The 17083-nt window shown below is 44.3% G+C and carries 11 protein-coding genes and 4 tRNA genes; 11 read left to right on the top strand and 4 right to left on the bottom strand.

Going from position 1 to position 17083, the window contains the following annotated elements:
* Positions 1 to 9 precede the first annotated feature (9 nt).
* The 3 genes from DWW52_RS02000 to DWW52_RS01990 are packed head-to-tail and all read left to right on the top strand — an operon-like array spanning position 10 to position 5962.
* Entirely contained in the window at positions 10 to 3459 is a 3450-nt protein-coding gene (locus DWW52_RS02000; protein ID WP_118713788.1) for a SusC/RagA family TonB-linked outer membrane protein, read from the top strand.
* Positions 3460 to 3471: 12 nt separating this feature from the next.
* On the top strand, positions 3472 to 4983 hold the full coding sequence (locus DWW52_RS01995; RefSeq protein ID WP_118713787.1) for a RagB/SusD family nutrient uptake outer membrane protein: 1512 nt from the start codon (positions 3472 to 3474) through the stop codon (positions 4981 to 4983).
* A 10-nt stretch (positions 4984 to 4993) separates the two neighbouring features.
* Positions 4994 to 5962 carry a hypothetical protein gene (locus DWW52_RS01990; protein ID WP_118713786.1) on the top strand — a complete coding sequence of 323 codons (969 nt, stop codon included), beginning with the start codon at positions 4994 to 4996 and terminating at the stop codon, positions 5960 to 5962.
* A gap of 33 nt (positions 5963 to 5995) precedes the next feature.
* Here the strand turns inward: DWW52_RS01990 and glmM are convergent, their stop codons facing one another.
* Both glmM and gcvH read right to left on the bottom strand, forming a co-directional pair.
* Positions 5996 to 7378, bottom strand: coding sequence for a phosphoglucosamine mutase (gene glmM / locus DWW52_RS01985; RefSeq protein ID WP_118713785.1), 1383 nt, complete (start codon positions 7376 to 7378; stop codon positions 5996 to 5998).
* A 145-nt stretch (positions 7379 to 7523) separates the two neighbouring features.
* Complete coding sequence (gene gcvH / locus DWW52_RS01980; RefSeq protein ID WP_118713784.1) at positions 7524 to 7898, bottom strand: glycine cleavage system protein GcvH; 375 nt, start codon at positions 7896 to 7898, stop codon at positions 7524 to 7526.
* A gap of 301 nt (positions 7899 to 8199) precedes the next feature.
* On the opposite strand from gcvH, the gene DWW52_RS01975 reads away from it, so the two are divergent.
* The 4 genes from DWW52_RS01975 to DWW52_RS01960 all read left to right on the top strand — a co-directional run bounded on the left by DWW52_RS01975 (position 8200) and on the right by DWW52_RS01960 (position 8552).
* Positions 8200 to 8276 (top strand) — tRNA-Asp (locus tag DWW52_RS01975).
* A gap of 22 nt (positions 8277 to 8298) precedes the next feature.
* Positions 8299 to 8369, top strand: a tRNA-Asp gene (locus DWW52_RS01970).
* Positions 8370 to 8391: 22 nt separating this feature from the next.
* Positions 8392 to 8462, top strand: a tRNA-Asp gene (locus tag DWW52_RS01965).
* 16 nt (positions 8463 to 8478) lie between these two features.
* Positions 8479 to 8552 (top strand) — tRNA-Asp (locus DWW52_RS01960).
* 581 nt (positions 8553 to 9133) lie between these two features.
* On the opposite strand, the gene DWW52_RS01955 is transcribed toward DWW52_RS01960, so the two are convergent.
* Both DWW52_RS01955 and DWW52_RS01950 read right to left on the bottom strand, forming a co-directional pair.
* On the bottom strand, positions 9134 to 10378 hold the full coding sequence (locus tag DWW52_RS01955) for a competence/damage-inducible protein A (protein WP_118713783.1): 1245 nt from the start codon (positions 10376 to 10378) through the stop codon (positions 9134 to 9136).
* A gap of 4 nt (positions 10379 to 10382) precedes the next feature.
* Complete coding sequence (locus DWW52_RS01950) at positions 10383 to 11630, bottom strand: M48 family metallopeptidase (protein ID WP_118713782.1); 1248 nt, start codon at positions 11628 to 11630, stop codon at positions 10383 to 10385.
* Positions 11631 to 11923: 293 nt separating this feature from the next.
* On the opposite strand from DWW52_RS01950, the gene DWW52_RS01945 reads away from it, so the two are divergent.
* The 4 genes from DWW52_RS01945 (at position 11924) to DWW52_RS01930 (ending at position 16972) form a co-directional block, all read left to right on the top strand.
* Complete coding sequence (locus DWW52_RS01945) at positions 11924 to 14494, top strand: zinc-dependent metalloprotease (protein WP_118713781.1); 2571 nt, start codon at positions 11924 to 11926, stop codon at positions 14492 to 14494.
* 180 nt (positions 14495 to 14674) lie between these two features.
* Positions 14675 to 15487 carry a helix-turn-helix transcriptional regulator gene (locus DWW52_RS01940; RefSeq protein WP_118713780.1) on the top strand — a complete coding sequence of 271 codons (813 nt, stop codon included), beginning with the start codon at positions 14675 to 14677 and terminating at the stop codon, positions 15485 to 15487.
* A gap of 115 nt (positions 15488 to 15602) precedes the next feature.
* Positions 15603 to 16766, top strand: a complete 1164-nt coding sequence (locus DWW52_RS01935) for an aldo/keto reductase (protein WP_118713779.1) — start codon at positions 15603 to 15605, stop codon at positions 16764 to 16766.
* Between the two features lie 14 nt (positions 16767 to 16780).
* Complete coding sequence (locus DWW52_RS01930; RefSeq protein WP_118714285.1) at positions 16781 to 16972, top strand: twin-arginine translocase TatA/TatE family subunit; 192 nt, start codon at positions 16781 to 16783, stop codon at positions 16970 to 16972.
* The last annotated feature ends 111 nt before the right edge of the window (positions 16973 to 17083 follow it).

Below are 17083 nucleotides of genomic sequence, written 5' to 3'. Positions count from 1 at the left end.
AAATTCCACATGAAAAACAATATACAACATATAAAACACACCATAATAAATGGAGTTTTGCTCGTATTATTATTTATAATCCCGGATAACCTACTTGCCCAAAAAAATCAAGTTACCGTATCCGGTTGTGTAACCGATGTTACAGGTATGACATTACCTTCAGCCAGTGTAACATTAAAAAGTGACAATAAAATCGGTGTACTTACTAATGCAAAAGGAGAATTCACAATAACAATTCCCGAAAATTCCACGCTTGTTTTCTCTTTTGTTGGGATGAAAACCCAAGAAGTTACCATTGAGAAGAAAAAAATATTCTACAAAATAGTTCTTGAAGAAAAAAATCAGGATTTGGAAGAAGTGGTTGTTACCGGTTACCAAAGACTTAAACGTCACGAAGTAGTCGGTTCTACCTATACAGTGAAAGGCGATGACATCCGAATTGCCGGGGTAAACCGCCTCGACATGGCTTTACAGGGACTTATCCCCGGAGTCAGCATCACCATTCCTTCCGGGATGATCGGAACCGCTGCTCAAGTAAGAGTTCGCGGGACTTCAACCATCGTGGGAAACGCTTCACCGATATGGGTCGTTGACGGTATGATTCGCGAAGAACCACTTCCCTTCGAAGGACAGCAACTGAATGACATTCTCAGTTCAGGTGATATGTCCAGTGCCATGACTAGTATATCAGGAAGTAGCATATCTGGCGTAAACCCGGATGACATTGAAAGCATTACTTTTCTGAAAGATGCCTCTGCTGCTGCCATTTATGGAGTACGAGCAGCCAACGGAGTAATTGTAATAACTACCAAAAGAGGGACAAACACTCAAGGACGTATCAGTGTGAATTTCCGAAGTGATATATCAATTACCCCGAAACGTACTTATGCCCAAACTGATAGAATGAATTCTTCAGAAAGAATTGAATTATCCAAAGAAATTATCGAATCAGGTCTTCCTTTTTCTCAGTTCCCGGAAAATATCGGTTACGAAGGTCTTTACCAACAATTAATCACCAAAAAAATCTCCAACGAGGAATTCAACCATCAGGTAACCAGTATGGAAAAAAGAAATACGGACTGGTTCGATATTCTTGCCCGAAACGCTATCAGTCAAAACTACACGTTAAGTTTAAGCGGAGGGAACGAAAAATTAAACTTTTACGGTTCTGTTGGGTATAATAACTCTCTTAACAGCTACAAGGGAAACGACCAGAAAAGAAAAACGGTAACTTTGAACGTGGACACCAAATTACGGGAAAATCTAAGAACATACTTAAAATTCTCTGCAAATCAATCCATCACGAACGCTTATTACACAGGAGTAAATCCCGAAGATTACGCACTCAGTACTAGCCGTATATTAGCTTCTGACGAATGGTACTTAACAAATGAAACAACCCCGGAATTCAAATATACAGAAAACAACAGTACGAAAATAATTAAACGAGATATTCGTTACAATTTTCTCAATGAATTGAAACATACCGGCAACGAGAATAAAAATACAAACTTCGACGTGCAAGGAAACATTATTTGGAACATTCTCCCAGAACTAAAATGGGAAATGACGGGAGCTTTCTCTAAAACAACAACCACGGCAAATTTATGGGCCGATGATCATTCTTATGCCGTATCAAAAATCAGAGGTGCTAATTATGGCGAACTCGTGACCAGTGAAAAAGATGCTTGGTTGGCACTAGCTTCTGCCCTACCTTATGGTGGTATTCTAAATTATAATTTTACAGAACAACAAAGTTATACCTTCCGAAATCAATTAAATTACGGTAAAACGTTTGGTAAAGATGGGGTACATGCCATAAATATTGTCCTCGGAAACGAAATAAGAAGTAACACGTATACCGGACAAAAAGGCTTGGAATACGGTTACATGCCCGATCGGGGAAAAAGTATTGATTATAACTACTCAACGCAAGGTATTATCGAATACGTGAGAAAAATATACCCGAATTCCAATATTATTGATTTGACCACGCCTGATTTTTCCGAACGCCATTCGACATCCATTATCGACAGGGTCGAAAATAACATGTCTTTTTATGCTATTCTAGGATACACGTTCAGTACCAAATACAGTTTCTCGTTCAACCTACGTAACGATGCATCCAACCGATTTGGGGAAAACACGAATAATCGTTTCAATCCCACTTGGTCAGCCGGTATCCGCTGGGAAATTGGACAGGAAAATTTCTTCCGTCAATTTGGTTGGCTAAACGCACTTACATTCAGAGGATCGTACGGTTACCAAGGAACAGCGGCTTCAAACGTGGGCCCCGACATCATAGCTCAATTCAACATTGCCCCGGACGTCCTAACTGGAGAACAATTCTTAGCGATCAAACAATTCGCTAACAAAGACCTAAAATGGGAAAAAACCGGTAACCTAAACCTAGGAATTGACATTTCTTTGTTTGGCAATCGTTTGTTTGGAACAGTTGAATATTATTACAAAAAAACGACCGATGTCATCTCTCCCGTAGCGATTCCAACTGAAAACGGAACAACAAGCATGAGCATCAATAACGGAACTGTTATTAACAAGGGGTACGATTTGGCCGTAACCGTTGTCCCGTTACAGCATAAAGACTTACGTTGGAGTATTAGTGCCACGACCAGCTTCAACCGAAATAAAATAAAAGATAATGTGGATATTCCAAACCTTGAAAAAATTACGAACGGAAGTGTAATTGTCGACGGTTACGCATTAGGTAGTTTCTGGTCATTTCCTTACATTGGTCTATCTAATGAAGGACGTCCAAAATTCGCAATCATCGACGAAACTCCCGGAACCCTAACACCCGTATCCGGCTCTTTATTGGAATACATGGTATATAGCGGCGTAAAAGATCCGATATTCAGTGGAGGTTTGTCAACTTCATTCAGGTACAAACAATTTACTCTGGGCGCAACATTTAACATCCAACTCGGTCATCACAAACGCTTAAACCCATTCATGCGAAGTTCCACCTCATCCAACGGAGCCGGAGCTCTTACAATCCCGAATCCGGAAAAAAATGCCAGCAACATATTAGCCAAACGTTGGCGCAATCCCGGAGACGAAAAGTACACGAACATTCCAGCTTTATTAGCAAAAGACGAAGATTTGAAAAACTATCTACCGGATAATTCCCTATCTATAGACAATTATAACGCAACATATCGTTATACAATGTACAATCTTTCTGATTATCGGGTTGTCAAAGCCAATCATCTGCGTTGTAATAATATAAATGTGGCCTACGCATTCTCTAGAAAACAACTGGAAAAAACAGGTTTAAGTAGTTTGGTATTCGGTTTGACGGTCACAGATCCTTTCATCATAAAAAGTAAAGGATTAGGAAAACAAGACCCGGAAACTCTAAGCTCAAATGCCAACAAAATCATTCCAGTTGTCGATCGCCAACGCAAATTTTCATTAAGCATCAGTCTAGGTTTTTAAACATTAACAGATATGAAAAACATTATACAATACATACTATTAGTTACCGTGATCAGTTTATCCTCATGTAATGATTTTTTGGAGGAATCTTCACAAGACGAAGTCATTCCTTCTTCCATCGAGGATTTGGACCAACTACTCGCATACGAAGGATACCCTAGAAGTGCAATATCCCTAATGCCCTACCTTTTTCTACTGGACGATGACGTGGAACAATATATGACGACTTCAACAAACACACAAAACCAAACCGAAGTATTCAGTTATATCTATCTATGGGGAGGTCGAGGAAGTAGTGATAATACAACCATGTTTGATGATTGTAAAGAAATCATGTCAAAAGCAAATAGAAAAATCGAACTAGATTCCTATAAAGCTTTCTACAAACTCATCGCCGGATGTAACGTTGTACTTGATTTAATTGACGAAGTTACTGGAGAAGAAAACATCAAAACCCGGGTAAGAGGAGAAGCTTTAGTATTACGTTCCTTCTACTATTTCAATTTAATAAATTTATATGCTTACCCATATAACGCACCCAATGCCCCTCATGGAAACTCCAAAGGAATCCCTCTAAAACTAACAAGCGAAATTGCACCCACCAACGTTCCCTGCAGCAATGTTTCGGTAGTCTATGATAGAATCATCAAAGATATCGAAGAAGGCATCGCCTGCTTAACAAAAATAGAGGCCAAAGGTTCGAAATACCGGATCGGAATCAATGCCGCACATCTACTTGCTAGCCGTTACTATCTGTTCATGGAGAATTGGGAAAAAGTAAAAGAACATACCTCTGCATTAATCGATTTTTATGGGGGAAAACTCCCCATTTTCAATATGACTACAGTAAACTATCCGACACAATTGAATTTCTTGAACTCTTATACATTTCCGTTCTTTTTTAAAGTAGATAATTCTGAGATTTTATTCTTCTACTCCACATCAAACGAAAATGCTTTAATGAATTCCTCTTGGATGTCCGAAGCATTCCAAGCTTCAACGGCCTTAATCTCATGTTTCCAAAGCAATGACCAGCGATTAAACGGTTATTTATGTCCAAGAGACGGTAGACGCAAAAGCTCAAAAGTTGGCCTTATCGGCTCTCCTTTCCCGTTTGGTTCCTGCTTGCGCTTGAGTGAAGTATACCTAAACCGTGCCGAAGCCTACATCCAACTAGCTAAAGCGGGAAAAAACGAGTATCTGACTAACGCCATAGATGACCTAAATAAAATTCGGGAAAAACGTATCCGTAATTACGCTACTCAAAGCTGGACGACAAGTATGTTCAACAATGATGCAAACACCATTCTTGAGAAATGCCGGGAAGAACGCCGACGTGAGTTTTGTATCGAAAGTATGCGTTGGTTCGATTTACGTCGCTACGGAATGAAAGGCTTCTCTCACAATATTGATGAATCTACCGTTCCGGGTGACGAATACACGATTCAGTTAGAAACGGAATCTCCAAGATGGGTTTTACCAATTATGCAAGAACACAAGAAAAATAATCCTAGTTTAAACTAAAATACAGATTATGAAAAAGATTAATATAAAAACAATTATCAATCTAAGCTTTGGATTCACCCTACTATTCTTTGCCTACTCATGCAATAATGAAGACGATGTTAGTATCTCTGAAAAAAGTGAAACTCGTTTCGACATCCCACAAGGTAATCATGATTTTGATAAACAAATCGTAGCTTGGTCCAAAGATTATGATATTAATGTTCTGTACAAATTTACCTTGCCCGATTTAAATTACAACTTCACGGCAAGCAAAGAATTAAATTACAAGATTACGCAATGGGCTGACGAAGAAGGAATCCGTGCCGCCGTCCGATTTTTAAAAGAAGATTTTATCGATTTATATCCGGACTCTATCAAAAAAACATTGCTCCCATCAAAAATTCTTTTAGCAGGAATGTTATATCCGGAAGACAAATATGAACCTCTGTTGGACACGATGGCATATTCTCAGAATTGTAAATTAGGAATCATTATTCAAGGCTTGGATCATGTCACGCTTCCTCGTGTTGATAAAGAGTTTGCTTCTCGTATTTCAATTCCTACGTACCGAAAAAGGATGAAATTAGCTATTAATCGTACATTTATTAATTTCTTACTTTTCCCCACGGATGAAAATATAGCTCAGTTACCAAGTACAGATATCATAAACACGTTCTGTTCCTTTTCTCTGGTTCATTCATCACATCCGGACATCACCAGTCCATACTCTTATGAAAACTCTTGGACAAACCCGGAAGACACATACAAACTTGGATTTCTGGAAGGAAACTATAATTCATTCAGTAAAAAGTATACCCCCTTCAGTGAAAATGAAGACCTAACCTGTTACATTAACTTTATCTTCACACAAAGCAAAAGCGAATTAGAGACGAATTCTCTATACACGAAATATCCGCTTATCAAAGAAAAATGCGATTATCTGATAAAAATATTCGCTCAACATGGTATTGATTTACATTACATTGGAGAAAAATAATAACTAAAAGGGAGCCGATCGGCTCCCTTCTTTTCAATATAAACTCTTTGCCACTTTAATCACGTCTTCCGCCAACCGATTGGCAGCCATCTCATCCTTTGACTCGGAATAAATCCGGATGATCGGTTCGGTATTCGATTTCCGCAGGTGGACCCACCCGTCTTTGAAATCAATCTTCACGCCGTCGATATCGGTAATCTCTTCCGATGCATATTTTTGTTTCAAACCTTCCAGGATTTTATCCACGTCCATCTCCGGTGATAAAGTCAATTTATTCTTGGAAATAAAATATTGCGGATAAGTTGCTTTCAAGGCCGTCATGCTCTTTCCTTCGGCCACGAAATGAGAAAGGAACAAACCGACACCCACCAAGGCATCCCGTCCGTAATGGCTTTCCGGGTAAATTACTCCCCCGTTTCCTTCACCCCCGATAACAGTATTCGTTTCCTTCATCTTGGCCACCACGTTCACCTCTCCCACAGCTGCAGCGTTATACTGTTGTCCATGAACCAAGGTAACATCCCGCAAAGCCCGTGAAGACGAGAGATTAGAAACCGTATTTCCCGGCGTATGCTTCAACACGTAATCAGCAACAGCCACCAGCGTGTACTCTTCCACGAACATCTCCCCGTTCTCGCATACTAACGCCAGACGATCAACATCCGGGTCCACGACAATACCCAAATCAGCGCCACACGCCTTGATCTTCTCCGAGATTTGCGTCAGGTTCTCCGGTATGGGTTCCGGGTTATGCGCAAAGCGTCCCGTGGGTTCACAATTCAACTCAACGACCTCTTTCACTCCCAAAGCTCTTAGCAAGGCGGGAATCACCGTTCCTCCTACCGAATTCACGGCATCCACGACCACTTTCAAGTTCGCCTTGGCTATCGCTTCCCGGTTCACCAGTTTTAGGTCCAACACGTGTTGGATATGGTAATCCGTGTAATCTTTATGAGTAATCGTACCCAAGTCATCCACCTCTGCATATTCGAATGATTCCTGTTCTGCCATTTGAAGCACCCGTGCACCATCTTCGGCGGAAAGGAATTCTCCCCGGTTATTCAATAATTTCAAAGCATTCCATTGTTTCGGGTTATGACTTGCCGTCAGGATAATTCCCCCATCCGCTTTTTCTGCCGTAACGGCAATCTCAGTCGTCGGGGTCGTAGCCAACCCGATGTTCACCACGTCATGCCCCAATCCCGATAAAGTAGCTTCCACTAACTTCGCGTACATATCCCCGGAGATACGGGCATCACGTCCCAACACGATCTTGGCTCTCTCCTTACCGGCTCCCGTTTTTAACCAAGTAGCATAAGCCGAAACAAATTTCACGATATCCAGCGGGGTCAGATTATCACCCGGACGTCCGCCAACCGTACCACGGATACCGGATATTGATTTTATTAATGTCATAGAAATTGAAAATTGAGAATTGAAAATTGAAAAAGAGCAACCGTTCCTTCAACGTTCAACCAGTAAATACAATATTATAAAACAAATGGGACTGAATCCATTACCCGGATAGAGTAACGCTCACAGTCCCATTATTATCAATAAATTAGATAGATGCCTTGTAAGCGTCAGCGCTTAACAAACCGTCTAATTGTGCCTCGTCATCCACTTTTACCTTGATGATCCAACCCTTTCCATAAGGATCTTTGTTCACCAAGTCAGGTTGATCTTCCAATTCCGAGTTGAATTCCAATACCTCTCCGGAGACCGGCATGTACAAATCAGAAACCGTCTTTACAGCTTCAATACTACCAAAAGTATCTCCAGCCTCTAAGTTGTCGCCTTCTGTTTCAACCTCAACAAACACGATGTCACCTAATTGACTTTGTGCATAGTCAGTAATTCCAACATATGCTTCCTCACCTTCAACACGAATCCATTCGTGTTCTTTAGTGTACTTTAATTCTGCAGGTACGTTCATTATCTTAATAAGTTAAATTAAATTTGACAATTATTATATGCCACAAATATAAGGAAAAAATTAAACTCCAAAACCGGAAATCGAAATTTTAGAGACCACTTTATCACTTTTATTAATAACCCTTTCATTCTCAACAATAATACCACTCATCCCTTTATTTGCGGGCACTCAAGAATCATCTACCCAATAAATAAAAACGTAATTTTTTTCTATTTTTCAATATCGAAATATTGCATAATAAGAAAAACTACCTATCTTTGCACCGCAATTGAGAGTAACGGTGGTTACTTGATGCAAAAAAGGTTCGGTAGTTCAGCTGGTTAGAATACATGCCTGTCACGCATGGGGTCGCGGGGTCGAGTCCCGTCCGAACCGCCATTTTTGAAAACATTTTGGTCTGGTAGTTCAGCTGGTTAGAATACCTGCCTGTCACGCATGGGGTCGCGGGGTCGAGTCCCGTCCGAACCGCCATTTTTGAAAACATTTTGGTCTGGTAGTTCAGCTGGTTAGAATACCTGCCTGTCACGCATGGGGTCGCGGGGTCGAGTCCCGTCCGAACCGCCATTTTTGAAAACATTTTGGTCTGGTAGTTCAGCTGGTTAGAATACCTGCCTGTCACGCATGGGGTCGCGGGTTCGAGTCCCGTCCAGACCGCAAAATTAAAGTTTTGAAAACAAAAGTTTCAAAACTTTTTTTATTCCCTTTTTGAATCTATATCACAATAACCAAAGACGGCAAAACAAGAGAGGTTGGAAAACAACACGAGTTTCAATACTTTCATAACAGATGATTTACTTCCCCAATATATCAAATTATTCGTGCATCCACAAAAAAAGCGGGTAACCATCTCGGCCCCGCCACTCTGTGGTAAAATTAGAATTCTCAATTGTTATTCGATAACAATATTTATATGTGTTATTCACATTAACCAACAAAATATAAAAAGCCTCCGGACTTTAAATTAAGATCTCACCCAAAATTTAACACGGCGTATAGCTACGCACCGGAGGCTTTATAATACCTTCAGCGTTGCTATACGTTGCATTATTTTCCGAGTGAGATATGCAAATGTAATTCATATTTTCGAATTAGAAACAGGAAATTCAAAAAATTTACCGAGACCCGCCTTTTTACTATAATTTTCAATAAAATTTACCCGACAGAATCTTCACGTTTCTATCGGTTTTTATCATAATTCCTTGTCTATTTTCGATGCTTTTCGACAGACCTGTCAACTACTTGCTTAACGAGCCGTTGCGCACTTCTTCGATCACCATTTCGATCGCTTTCATCGTTGCCTTACCAATATTCCGTTCACGGGTAAAAGAGAAGACAAACTTCTGGGCTATCGTGCGTTCCGGCCCGGCAACCCCGATCCACACCGTTCCCACAGGCTTCTCTGGCGTACCCCCGGTCGATCCTGCCACTCCCGAAGTGGAAACGGCATAATCCGTCCCTATCAGACGGCGAACCCCCTCCGCCATTTGCCGGACCACGGGCTCACTGACCGCCCCGAATTCCTCCAGATCCTCCCGACGAACTCCTAGCACCCGCTCCTTCACATCATTCGCGTATGCCACCACGCTTCCCCTGAAATAAGCAGAAGCCCCGGCAATCGACGTGAGTTGTGCGGCGATATTTCCCCCGGTACAACTCTCTGCCGTGGCGATCGTTTTCCCTCTCATCAGGAACAACTCGCCCAGTTCCCGTTCGGTCCCCCCATTCTCGCCCTCCGTGTAACGCTGTCCTTCAAGCGCCTCTTTCAAACTATCGTAACGGGCATCCAGGTTATACACTTGATCCCCCTTTGCCATCAACCGCAACTTCACGAATCCCGGCGAAGGCAGATAAGCCAACCCGAACCCTTCCGGCAGATGTTCTTCCCATTTCTCCAACAGAATCGCCAGTTCCGATTCCGGGATGTCATATACTTTCAGCATCCGGTAATCCAGATGCAGATGCGGGAACAAACGTTGCAATTCCGGGATTACACATTGCATCATCAAATCCTCCATTTCAAACGGCACTCCCGGAAGAGACACCAGCACCTTGCCATCCCGTTCGAACCACATCCCGGAAGCAGTCCCCTTGCGATTATACAACACCTTGGCCGATTCGGGTAAAAGCGCCTGGCTCCGATTCCCCTCGTTCATCCGCATTCCCCCGTTTTCCAGTAACTTCTCGATCCACTTCAGCACCTCCTCGTTCATCACCAAGCGGGTATCGAAATAATCCGCCAGCACTTTTTTCGTCACGTCATCCTTCGTGGGCCCCAGTCCCCCAGTCACGACAACCAAGTCTGCCTGCTTCATCCCGTAATCCACCCACTGCCAAATCTCCTCCCGTTGATCGGCAATAGACAAGATATCGGCTACTTCTGCCCCCAGACGGGTCAATTGCTTTGAAATATATTGAGAATTCGTGTCGAGAATTTGCCCTAACAAAATCTCGTCCCCGATCGTGATAATAATTGCTTTCATCGTTTTATATTTTATTCTTAAATACGTTTATAGCACCAATCCGTTTCAACAAAGAAGGGTGAGAATAGTAAATATACTCGTACAGCGGGTGAGGCGTCAGGTTACTCAACGACTTCACCGATATCTTCTTCAACCCGGACACGAGATAAGCCCCCTCGTAATTCCGGGCGGCAAAACCATCCGCCTCGTACTCGTTATGCCTCGACCACACGTTCATCCCGATCCCCAGTACCAAACTAACAGGCGAATACAGGATAGCGAAAGCGATCAGCCCCAACTGGAAATACGCCCGGTCACCCCCCAACGCCTCCGACAAGGCGGCACAATTCACGCAGAGCGAGAACAACCAAAGAATAATACCCATTTGCAGGATCGACACCCCCATCGAACGCAACGTGTGGCGTTTCCTGTAGTGTCCGATCTCGTGAGCCAGCACGGCCACGATCTCCTCCTCCGTCAAATCGTCAATCAGCGTGTCGTACAACACGACCCGCTTCTTCGGCCCCAGTCCCGTGAAATAAGCGTTCGCTTTCGTCGAGCGTTTCGAACCGTCAATCACGTAAATATTATCCAGCTTGAACCCGACTTTCTCGGCAAAAGCCCGTATCTTATCCCGCAACGATCCTTCTTGCAAAGGCGTTTGCTTGTTAAACAAGGGAACAATCAACTGCGAATAGAACATGACCATGAAAACCGAGAACACGGTCACCGCTCCCCACGCGTATAGCCAGAAATAAGGTCCAGCCCACGTGTAAAACCACACCACGAGAGCCAGCAATACACATCCCAGTACCAACGAAAGCAACAACTCCTTCACGGTATCCAACCAATACACCCGCCTCGTCGTTTTATTGAAACCATACTTCTCCTCGATCCGGAAAGTTGCGTAATAATCAAAAGGGATATCCAGCACGGAAGAAACGAGCGAAAGCCCCACCACAAACAGGATCGTCTGCAAAACGATACTATCCGTCCATGCGACCACCCAACCGTTATACCACCCGAAACCTCCCGCCACGAGGAACACGATCATCACGATAAAACTGAATCCCGAACTCCAACTGTCCAACCGACCGTTTTCCCGCTTGTACGCCTGAAATCGCCCGTACTCTTTCTCGTCATAAATACCCTTCAAACTGTCGGGCAACACGGGCGACATGTGCTTGGAATTCACGTATTCCAACACCCGCTCCAGCACGAAATCCAAACACAGAAAAACAACAATAATAATAAATATCGTCTCGGAATTCATTTTGTCTTTTTTAACATTTATACCCTGTAACTTGTAACCTACAAACCTGTAACGTAACGCCGTCACTCGAATGCAAAGGTACAATAAATATTGTCTTTCAAACTAAACTTTAACAAAACGGTAAGACAATTCCTATTGTTTTTTACCTACCTTCGCCCGCTGTCAAAAACTTTCAGGCAGAAGAACTGGAAGACGCAGTCCCCCTCCGATAGCCCGAATAGCATTGGAGTGCAATAAATTAGAAAACAAATCTAATAAACGAGATATAATTAATTGATTAAACGAAGAGAACTATGAGGAAAATTTTACTGGCAGTTGTTGCCCTGTCGTTATTCGCAGGCTCCACGGCACAAGCTTTCCCTTTCAAGAAAAAGAAGAAAAAAGCGAAAACCGAACAACCTGCAACCCCTCCCGCTCCTAAAGAATCCGCTTTTGACAAGCAAGTAAAAGGAGCCAAATATTTACCGGGAGTTATCGATGCTTACTACACCCCGAAAGGTACTTTAATGTGGGCCATTCAAGCCCGGAATCTCGACAAAATCTACTTGTTGGCCAACCGTCTTTCCGAGACCAGCGCCGCAACTGATTTCGTGGCTGGTCAAATGATCAACGACCCGTTCATGGTTCGTTTCTCGACCGACTCGACCAACGTCTACATGCACGCCGTGCTATACGAGGATGTCCTTCGTGAAGGTGACCCGATCACACCGTCTTTCCGCCGGAACTTCAACGATCCGATCATGAAGACTTTCGAAGTAAAAGCCAGCAAAGGCGATACCCTATTAATCGACATGACGGCCTTCTTCGGACGGGAAGAAAAAAGCCTGTCCCCGCTCGCTCCCAGTCCCATGACCGGGAAAAAATCAACCGCCATGTTCGACCCGTCGGCATCCCGCGTGAAAGAGGTGAAAAACTTCCCTCGTAACATGGAAATCTCCTCGCAAATGAACTATAACGGTCAAAACGGGCCTTATACCCTTATCGTTCGTCGTTCAGTTGTCGAACTAGATAAAGATCCCATGCCTATCCGTTACAAGGACAGACGCGTTGGCTTCTTCAGCTCCCCACGCAACTTTTACACGAGCGACAAAGACCGCGTGGAAGACTACGAATTCATCCACCGCTGGCGCATGGAACCCAAGGATATGGCCGCTTACTTGCGCGGTGAACTCGTGGAACCCGTGAAACCGATCATTTTCTACGTGGACAACGCTTTCCCCGAAAAATGGAGAGGAGCCGTTAAACAAGGTATCGAGGACTGGAACATCGCTTTCGAGAAAGCCGGTTTCAAGAACGCAGTCATCGCCAAAGATTACCCGACCGACGATCCTAATTTCGACCCGGACGATATCCGTTACAACTGCGTGCGTTACGCCGTTACCTCTACCGCCAATGCCATGGGACCGAGTTACGTGGACCCCCGGAGTGGCGAGATTCTCGTGGCCGATGTTATCTGGTATCACAACGTGATCTCCCTCGTGCATGACTGGCGTTTCGTTCAGACCGGAGCTGTTGACCCCCGCGTTCGTACCGAGGTATTCAGCGACGACGTGATGAACGAATCCTTGCGTTACGTGGCATCTCACGAGATCGGACACACCCTCGGATTGATGCACAACATGGGTGCAAGCTACTCTTTCCCCGTGGACTCTCTGCGCAGCCCGTCATTCACCAAGAAATTCGGTACAACCCCGAGTATTATGGACTACGCTCGTAACAACTACGTGGCACAACCCGGTGACTACGAACGCGGCGTGAACCTCGTTCCGCCCGTACTGGGAGTATACGACATTTACGCTATCAACTGGGGTTACCGGATCGTTCCGAACGCCAAAACTCCGGATGACGAAGTAGCCACTTTAAATAGCTGGATCGAAGAGAAATCTAATGATCCGATGTATCGTTTCGGGGCTCAACAATTCCCCGCTACACTTGACCCGACTGATCAAACCGAGGACTTGGGTGACAATCACGTGAAAGCCAATTCACTTTGCATCAAGAACCTCAAGATTATCATGAAAAACCTTGAAGAATGGTGCGCCAAACCGGGTGCCTCTTACAAGGACATGAAAGTATATTACAAGGGAATCGTGGATCAATATCAACGGATGCTCAGCCATGTACTGGCTTACCCCGGAGGTGTTGAATTCTCAGACCTCGTGCAGGACGGCAAAGGTGGTGCGGCAAAAAGTTACATTTCCAAAGCCAAACAACAAGAAGCTATCAAATGGTTGATAAACGAGGTTACTACCTGCCCGAAATGGTTGATCACGAACGAACTAAGAGAAAAATTGGAATTAAACCCGAACATGTACGACCAGTTACAATATGCTGTTGTAGGTAAAATCTTCAACCCGGTTGCCATGGGTAGCATTTACGAGGGAGAACGTTCAGGCCAGAAAGACGCCTACAAGCTGGATGCTTACGTGAACGACGCTTACAAACTGATCGTTGCCCCGACACTTGCATCTCGTTCACTTTCTCACGAGGAAATGAACCTGCAAGCTGCCATGATCTCCGTGGCCAGCCAACTTAGCGGTCTCCAAGCCGCTCCGGCATCTGCTGGCTCGCAAAGAGGATTCTCCTCTATCGACCCGGCACAAGCCTTGGCCTCTTTAGAGAACAGCGTGAACAGCCAACATAAATTATGCAGCCATGCCGCTTGCAACTTGGGCGAACGCGACTATTTCCGCGTAACAATGGGAGCACCCTCGATCCCGGCATCAGTGGGACGTCCGGCGATGTTATCCTTATTAAAGAAAGTACAAGCTCTTTACAAGGAGAAACGGGGAACCGGAAACGCCGCAACTCGCGCATTCTACGATTACCAGATCACCTCTATCGACAAGTTGTTGAAGAACTAATAATCTGATAAATCAGAAGATTAACGTAAAACAAACCCGTCTAACAATAAACAAGTTAGACGGGCTTTTTATTAAACTATTCCATGAAATCGAACCCCACAACAAAATAAATGGCAAGAAAATTCTTTTTCTTTACAGAAAAATGTATTTTCGAAGGGCATTACAAATTGATCGAATATTATGGAAGAACTAAAGGTACTTGATTACTCCAACGTGTTCATCGCAAGTTTTTTCACAGATGACCATCAATGTTCGCATCCGAACCGCGAACATACCTTGATTTATCTTTGTTCCGGAGAACTGGAAATCGAAGAAAAAGGGAAAAAGACCATTCTACACGAGGGGGAATGCGCTTTTATGCGGCGAGACAACCAAATGCACCTGCACAAACATGTCAAAGAAGGAAGACCTTACCACTCGATCGTTTTGAAATTCTCCCGTAACTTCCTACGCGAATTTTATCAGAATATAGATAAATCTGTGTTACCGGAAGATGTAGAGCGGGATAAACAAAGCCTATACCTGTTGCCCGCCGGACGTCCTGACATTAAAAGCCTGTTCGAATCCATTCTACCCTATTTCGAATCCGGCATAAAACCTTCCGAGGAACTATTGAAACTCAAAATGCAGGAGGGAACGTACATCTTGCTCAACACAGACAAGCACCTCTACGCCTCACTATTCGATTTTGTTACCCCGTGGAAGATAGACATCATCGACTACCTGAACGAAAACTACATGTGCGACCTTTCGATGGAAGAGATCGCCAGTTACACGGGACGTAGCCTCGCAACCTTCAAGCGCGACTTCGCCAAAATCAGTAACCTTACCCCCCAGAAATGGATCATCCGCCGTCGATTGGAAGCCGCCCATGAGCTAATCAGAAAAGGACGAAAGAAAGTTTCGGAAGTCTGCTTCGATGTCGGCTTCAAAAACCTATCACATTTCTCCAAAATCTACAAGGAAACATACGGAGTTGCCCCGACAAAATAACACGTGATCTTGTGAACAAAGTTATTTGAGCTTCGCAGCAAAACCGCAGCGAGGCTCTCTCTTTATCTTTGTATCAAATCAAAAAACAAGTATAAACCTATAAACGAAACGTATTATGGAAGAAAGTAACAAAATAAACATCAGCCGTCGCGGATTCTTGAAAACGGCGGCTTTGACGGGAGCGGCTTTAGCCATGCCTGCGGGATTAAACAAAGTTTTCGCCTCCGAACCGCAACAACCGGACTTCTCCGGTAATAACGGCAATACAGCACGCATCACGAGACATCGGGTATTGGGAAAGGGTGCGGCGTCAATGGAAGTTTCGGACCTCGGTTTCGGCATAATGGGCATGACCTACAATCGTAGTCAACATCCCGACAAGAAAACGTGCATCCGCCTGCTTCACGAAGCGGTAGACCGGGGCGTAACGCTTTTCGACACGGCCATCATCTACGGTCCGCTAACCAACGAACTACTGGCAGGAGAAGCTCTCTCCGAATTCAAAGGACGCATTCATGTAACGACCAAATTCGGTCATGAGGTCATCAACGGCAAGGGAACAGGTCGTCAGGACAGCCGCCCGTCCACAATCCGCCGTTACTGCGAAGAATCATTGCGCCGCTTGCGTACCGATTCAATCCCGCTCTTCTACCAGCATCGTTTCGACCCGAAAGTACCGATCGAAGACGTTGCGGGAACGATTGCCGATTTGATAAAAGAAGGCAAAGTTCAACGTTGGGGATTATGCGAGGTAAGTCCCGAAGTGATCCGCAAAGCACACGCCGTACAACCGTTGACGGCCATACAAAGCGAATACCACCTGATGCACCGGGCGGTCGAAGAGAACGGAGTACTGGAAACCTGCCGAGAATTGGGGATCGGCTTTGTCCCGTACAGCCCCATCAACCGCGGATTCATGGGCGGCTGTATCAACGAATACACCGCATTCGATCCGGATAATGACAACCGCCAAACACTACCCCGCTTCACGCCCGAAGCGATCCGAGCGAACACCCGTATCGTCAATACCCTGCAAGCCTTCGGCCGTACACGAGGCATGACCTCTGCGCAAGTCGCATTAGCATGGCTATTGCAAAAGGCATCATGGATCGTCCCAATTCCCGGCACGACGAAACTCGCACATCTCGAAGAAAACCTGCGAGCATCGGAATTCACCGTGACACCCGATGAATGGAAAGAACTAGAAGAGACGATAGCGGCCATTCCCGTCACAGGCAACCGTTACAACGCCGAACAACAAAAACAAGTAGGATTCTAAACACAACAAACATGATGACAACACCTTTACTCATTGGCGGTATCGGCATGCAAGAAATGCTGTTAATCGCCCTAGTCGTGCTGCTGTTCTTCGGCGGCAAAAAGATTCCCGAACTGATGAAAGGCATCGGTAAAGGCGTTCGCTCCTTCAAAGAAGGGATGAACAACCTAGAGAAAGAGATCGAAGAATCAACGAAAAAGGAGTAAACTAATCTTTAACAAGTTCCGTCATCCACGAATATTTCCGTTAAAAGTAATTGGACTTCTCGTTTATTAATTCTAATTTCGTTGCGTCATATTAAAGAAATTTTTCCGTTA

This window comes from Odoribacter sp. AF15-53 (assembly GCF_003479425.1).
Taxonomy (GTDB): Bacteria; Bacteroidota; Bacteroidia; order Bacteroidales; family Marinifilaceae; genus Butyricimonas.
This window is presented reverse-complemented; position numbering and strand designations above follow the sequence as displayed.

Coding starts and splice junctions, on each gene's coding strand:
- DWW52_RS02000 (WP_118713788.1), top strand. CDS start 10: ATGAAAAACAATATACAACATATAAAACACACCATAATAAATGGAGTT.
- DWW52_RS01995 (WP_118713787.1), top strand. CDS start 3,472: ATGAAAAACATTATACAATACATACTATTAGTTACCGTGATCAGTTTA.
- DWW52_RS01990 (WP_118713786.1), top strand. CDS start 4,994: ATGAAAAAGATTAATATAAAAACAATTATCAATCTAAGCTTTGGATTC.
- glmM (WP_118713785.1), bottom strand. CDS start 7,378: ATGACATTAATAAAATCAATATCCGGTATCCGTGGTACGGTTGGCGGA.
- gcvH (WP_118713784.1), bottom strand. CDS start 7,898: ATGAACGTACCTGCAGAATTAAAGTACACTAAAGAACACGAATGGATT.
- DWW52_RS01955 (WP_118713783.1), bottom strand. CDS start 10,378: ATGAAAGCAATTATTATCACGATCGGGGACGAGATTTTGTTAGGGCAA.
- DWW52_RS01950 (WP_118713782.1), bottom strand. CDS start 11,630: ATGAATTCCGAGACGATATTTATTATTATTGTTGTTTTTCTGTGTTTG.
- DWW52_RS01945 (WP_118713781.1), top strand. CDS start 11,924: ATGAGGAAAATTTTACTGGCAGTTGTTGCCCTGTCGTTATTCGCAGGC.
- DWW52_RS01940 (WP_118713780.1), top strand. CDS start 14,675: ATGGAAGAACTAAAGGTACTTGATTACTCCAACGTGTTCATCGCAAGT.
- DWW52_RS01935 (WP_118713779.1), top strand. CDS start 15,603: ATGGAAGAAAGTAACAAAATAAACATCAGCCGTCGCGGATTCTTGAAA.
- DWW52_RS01930 (WP_118714285.1), top strand. CDS start 16,781: ATGACAACACCTTTACTCATTGGCGGTATCGGCATGCAAGAAATGCTG.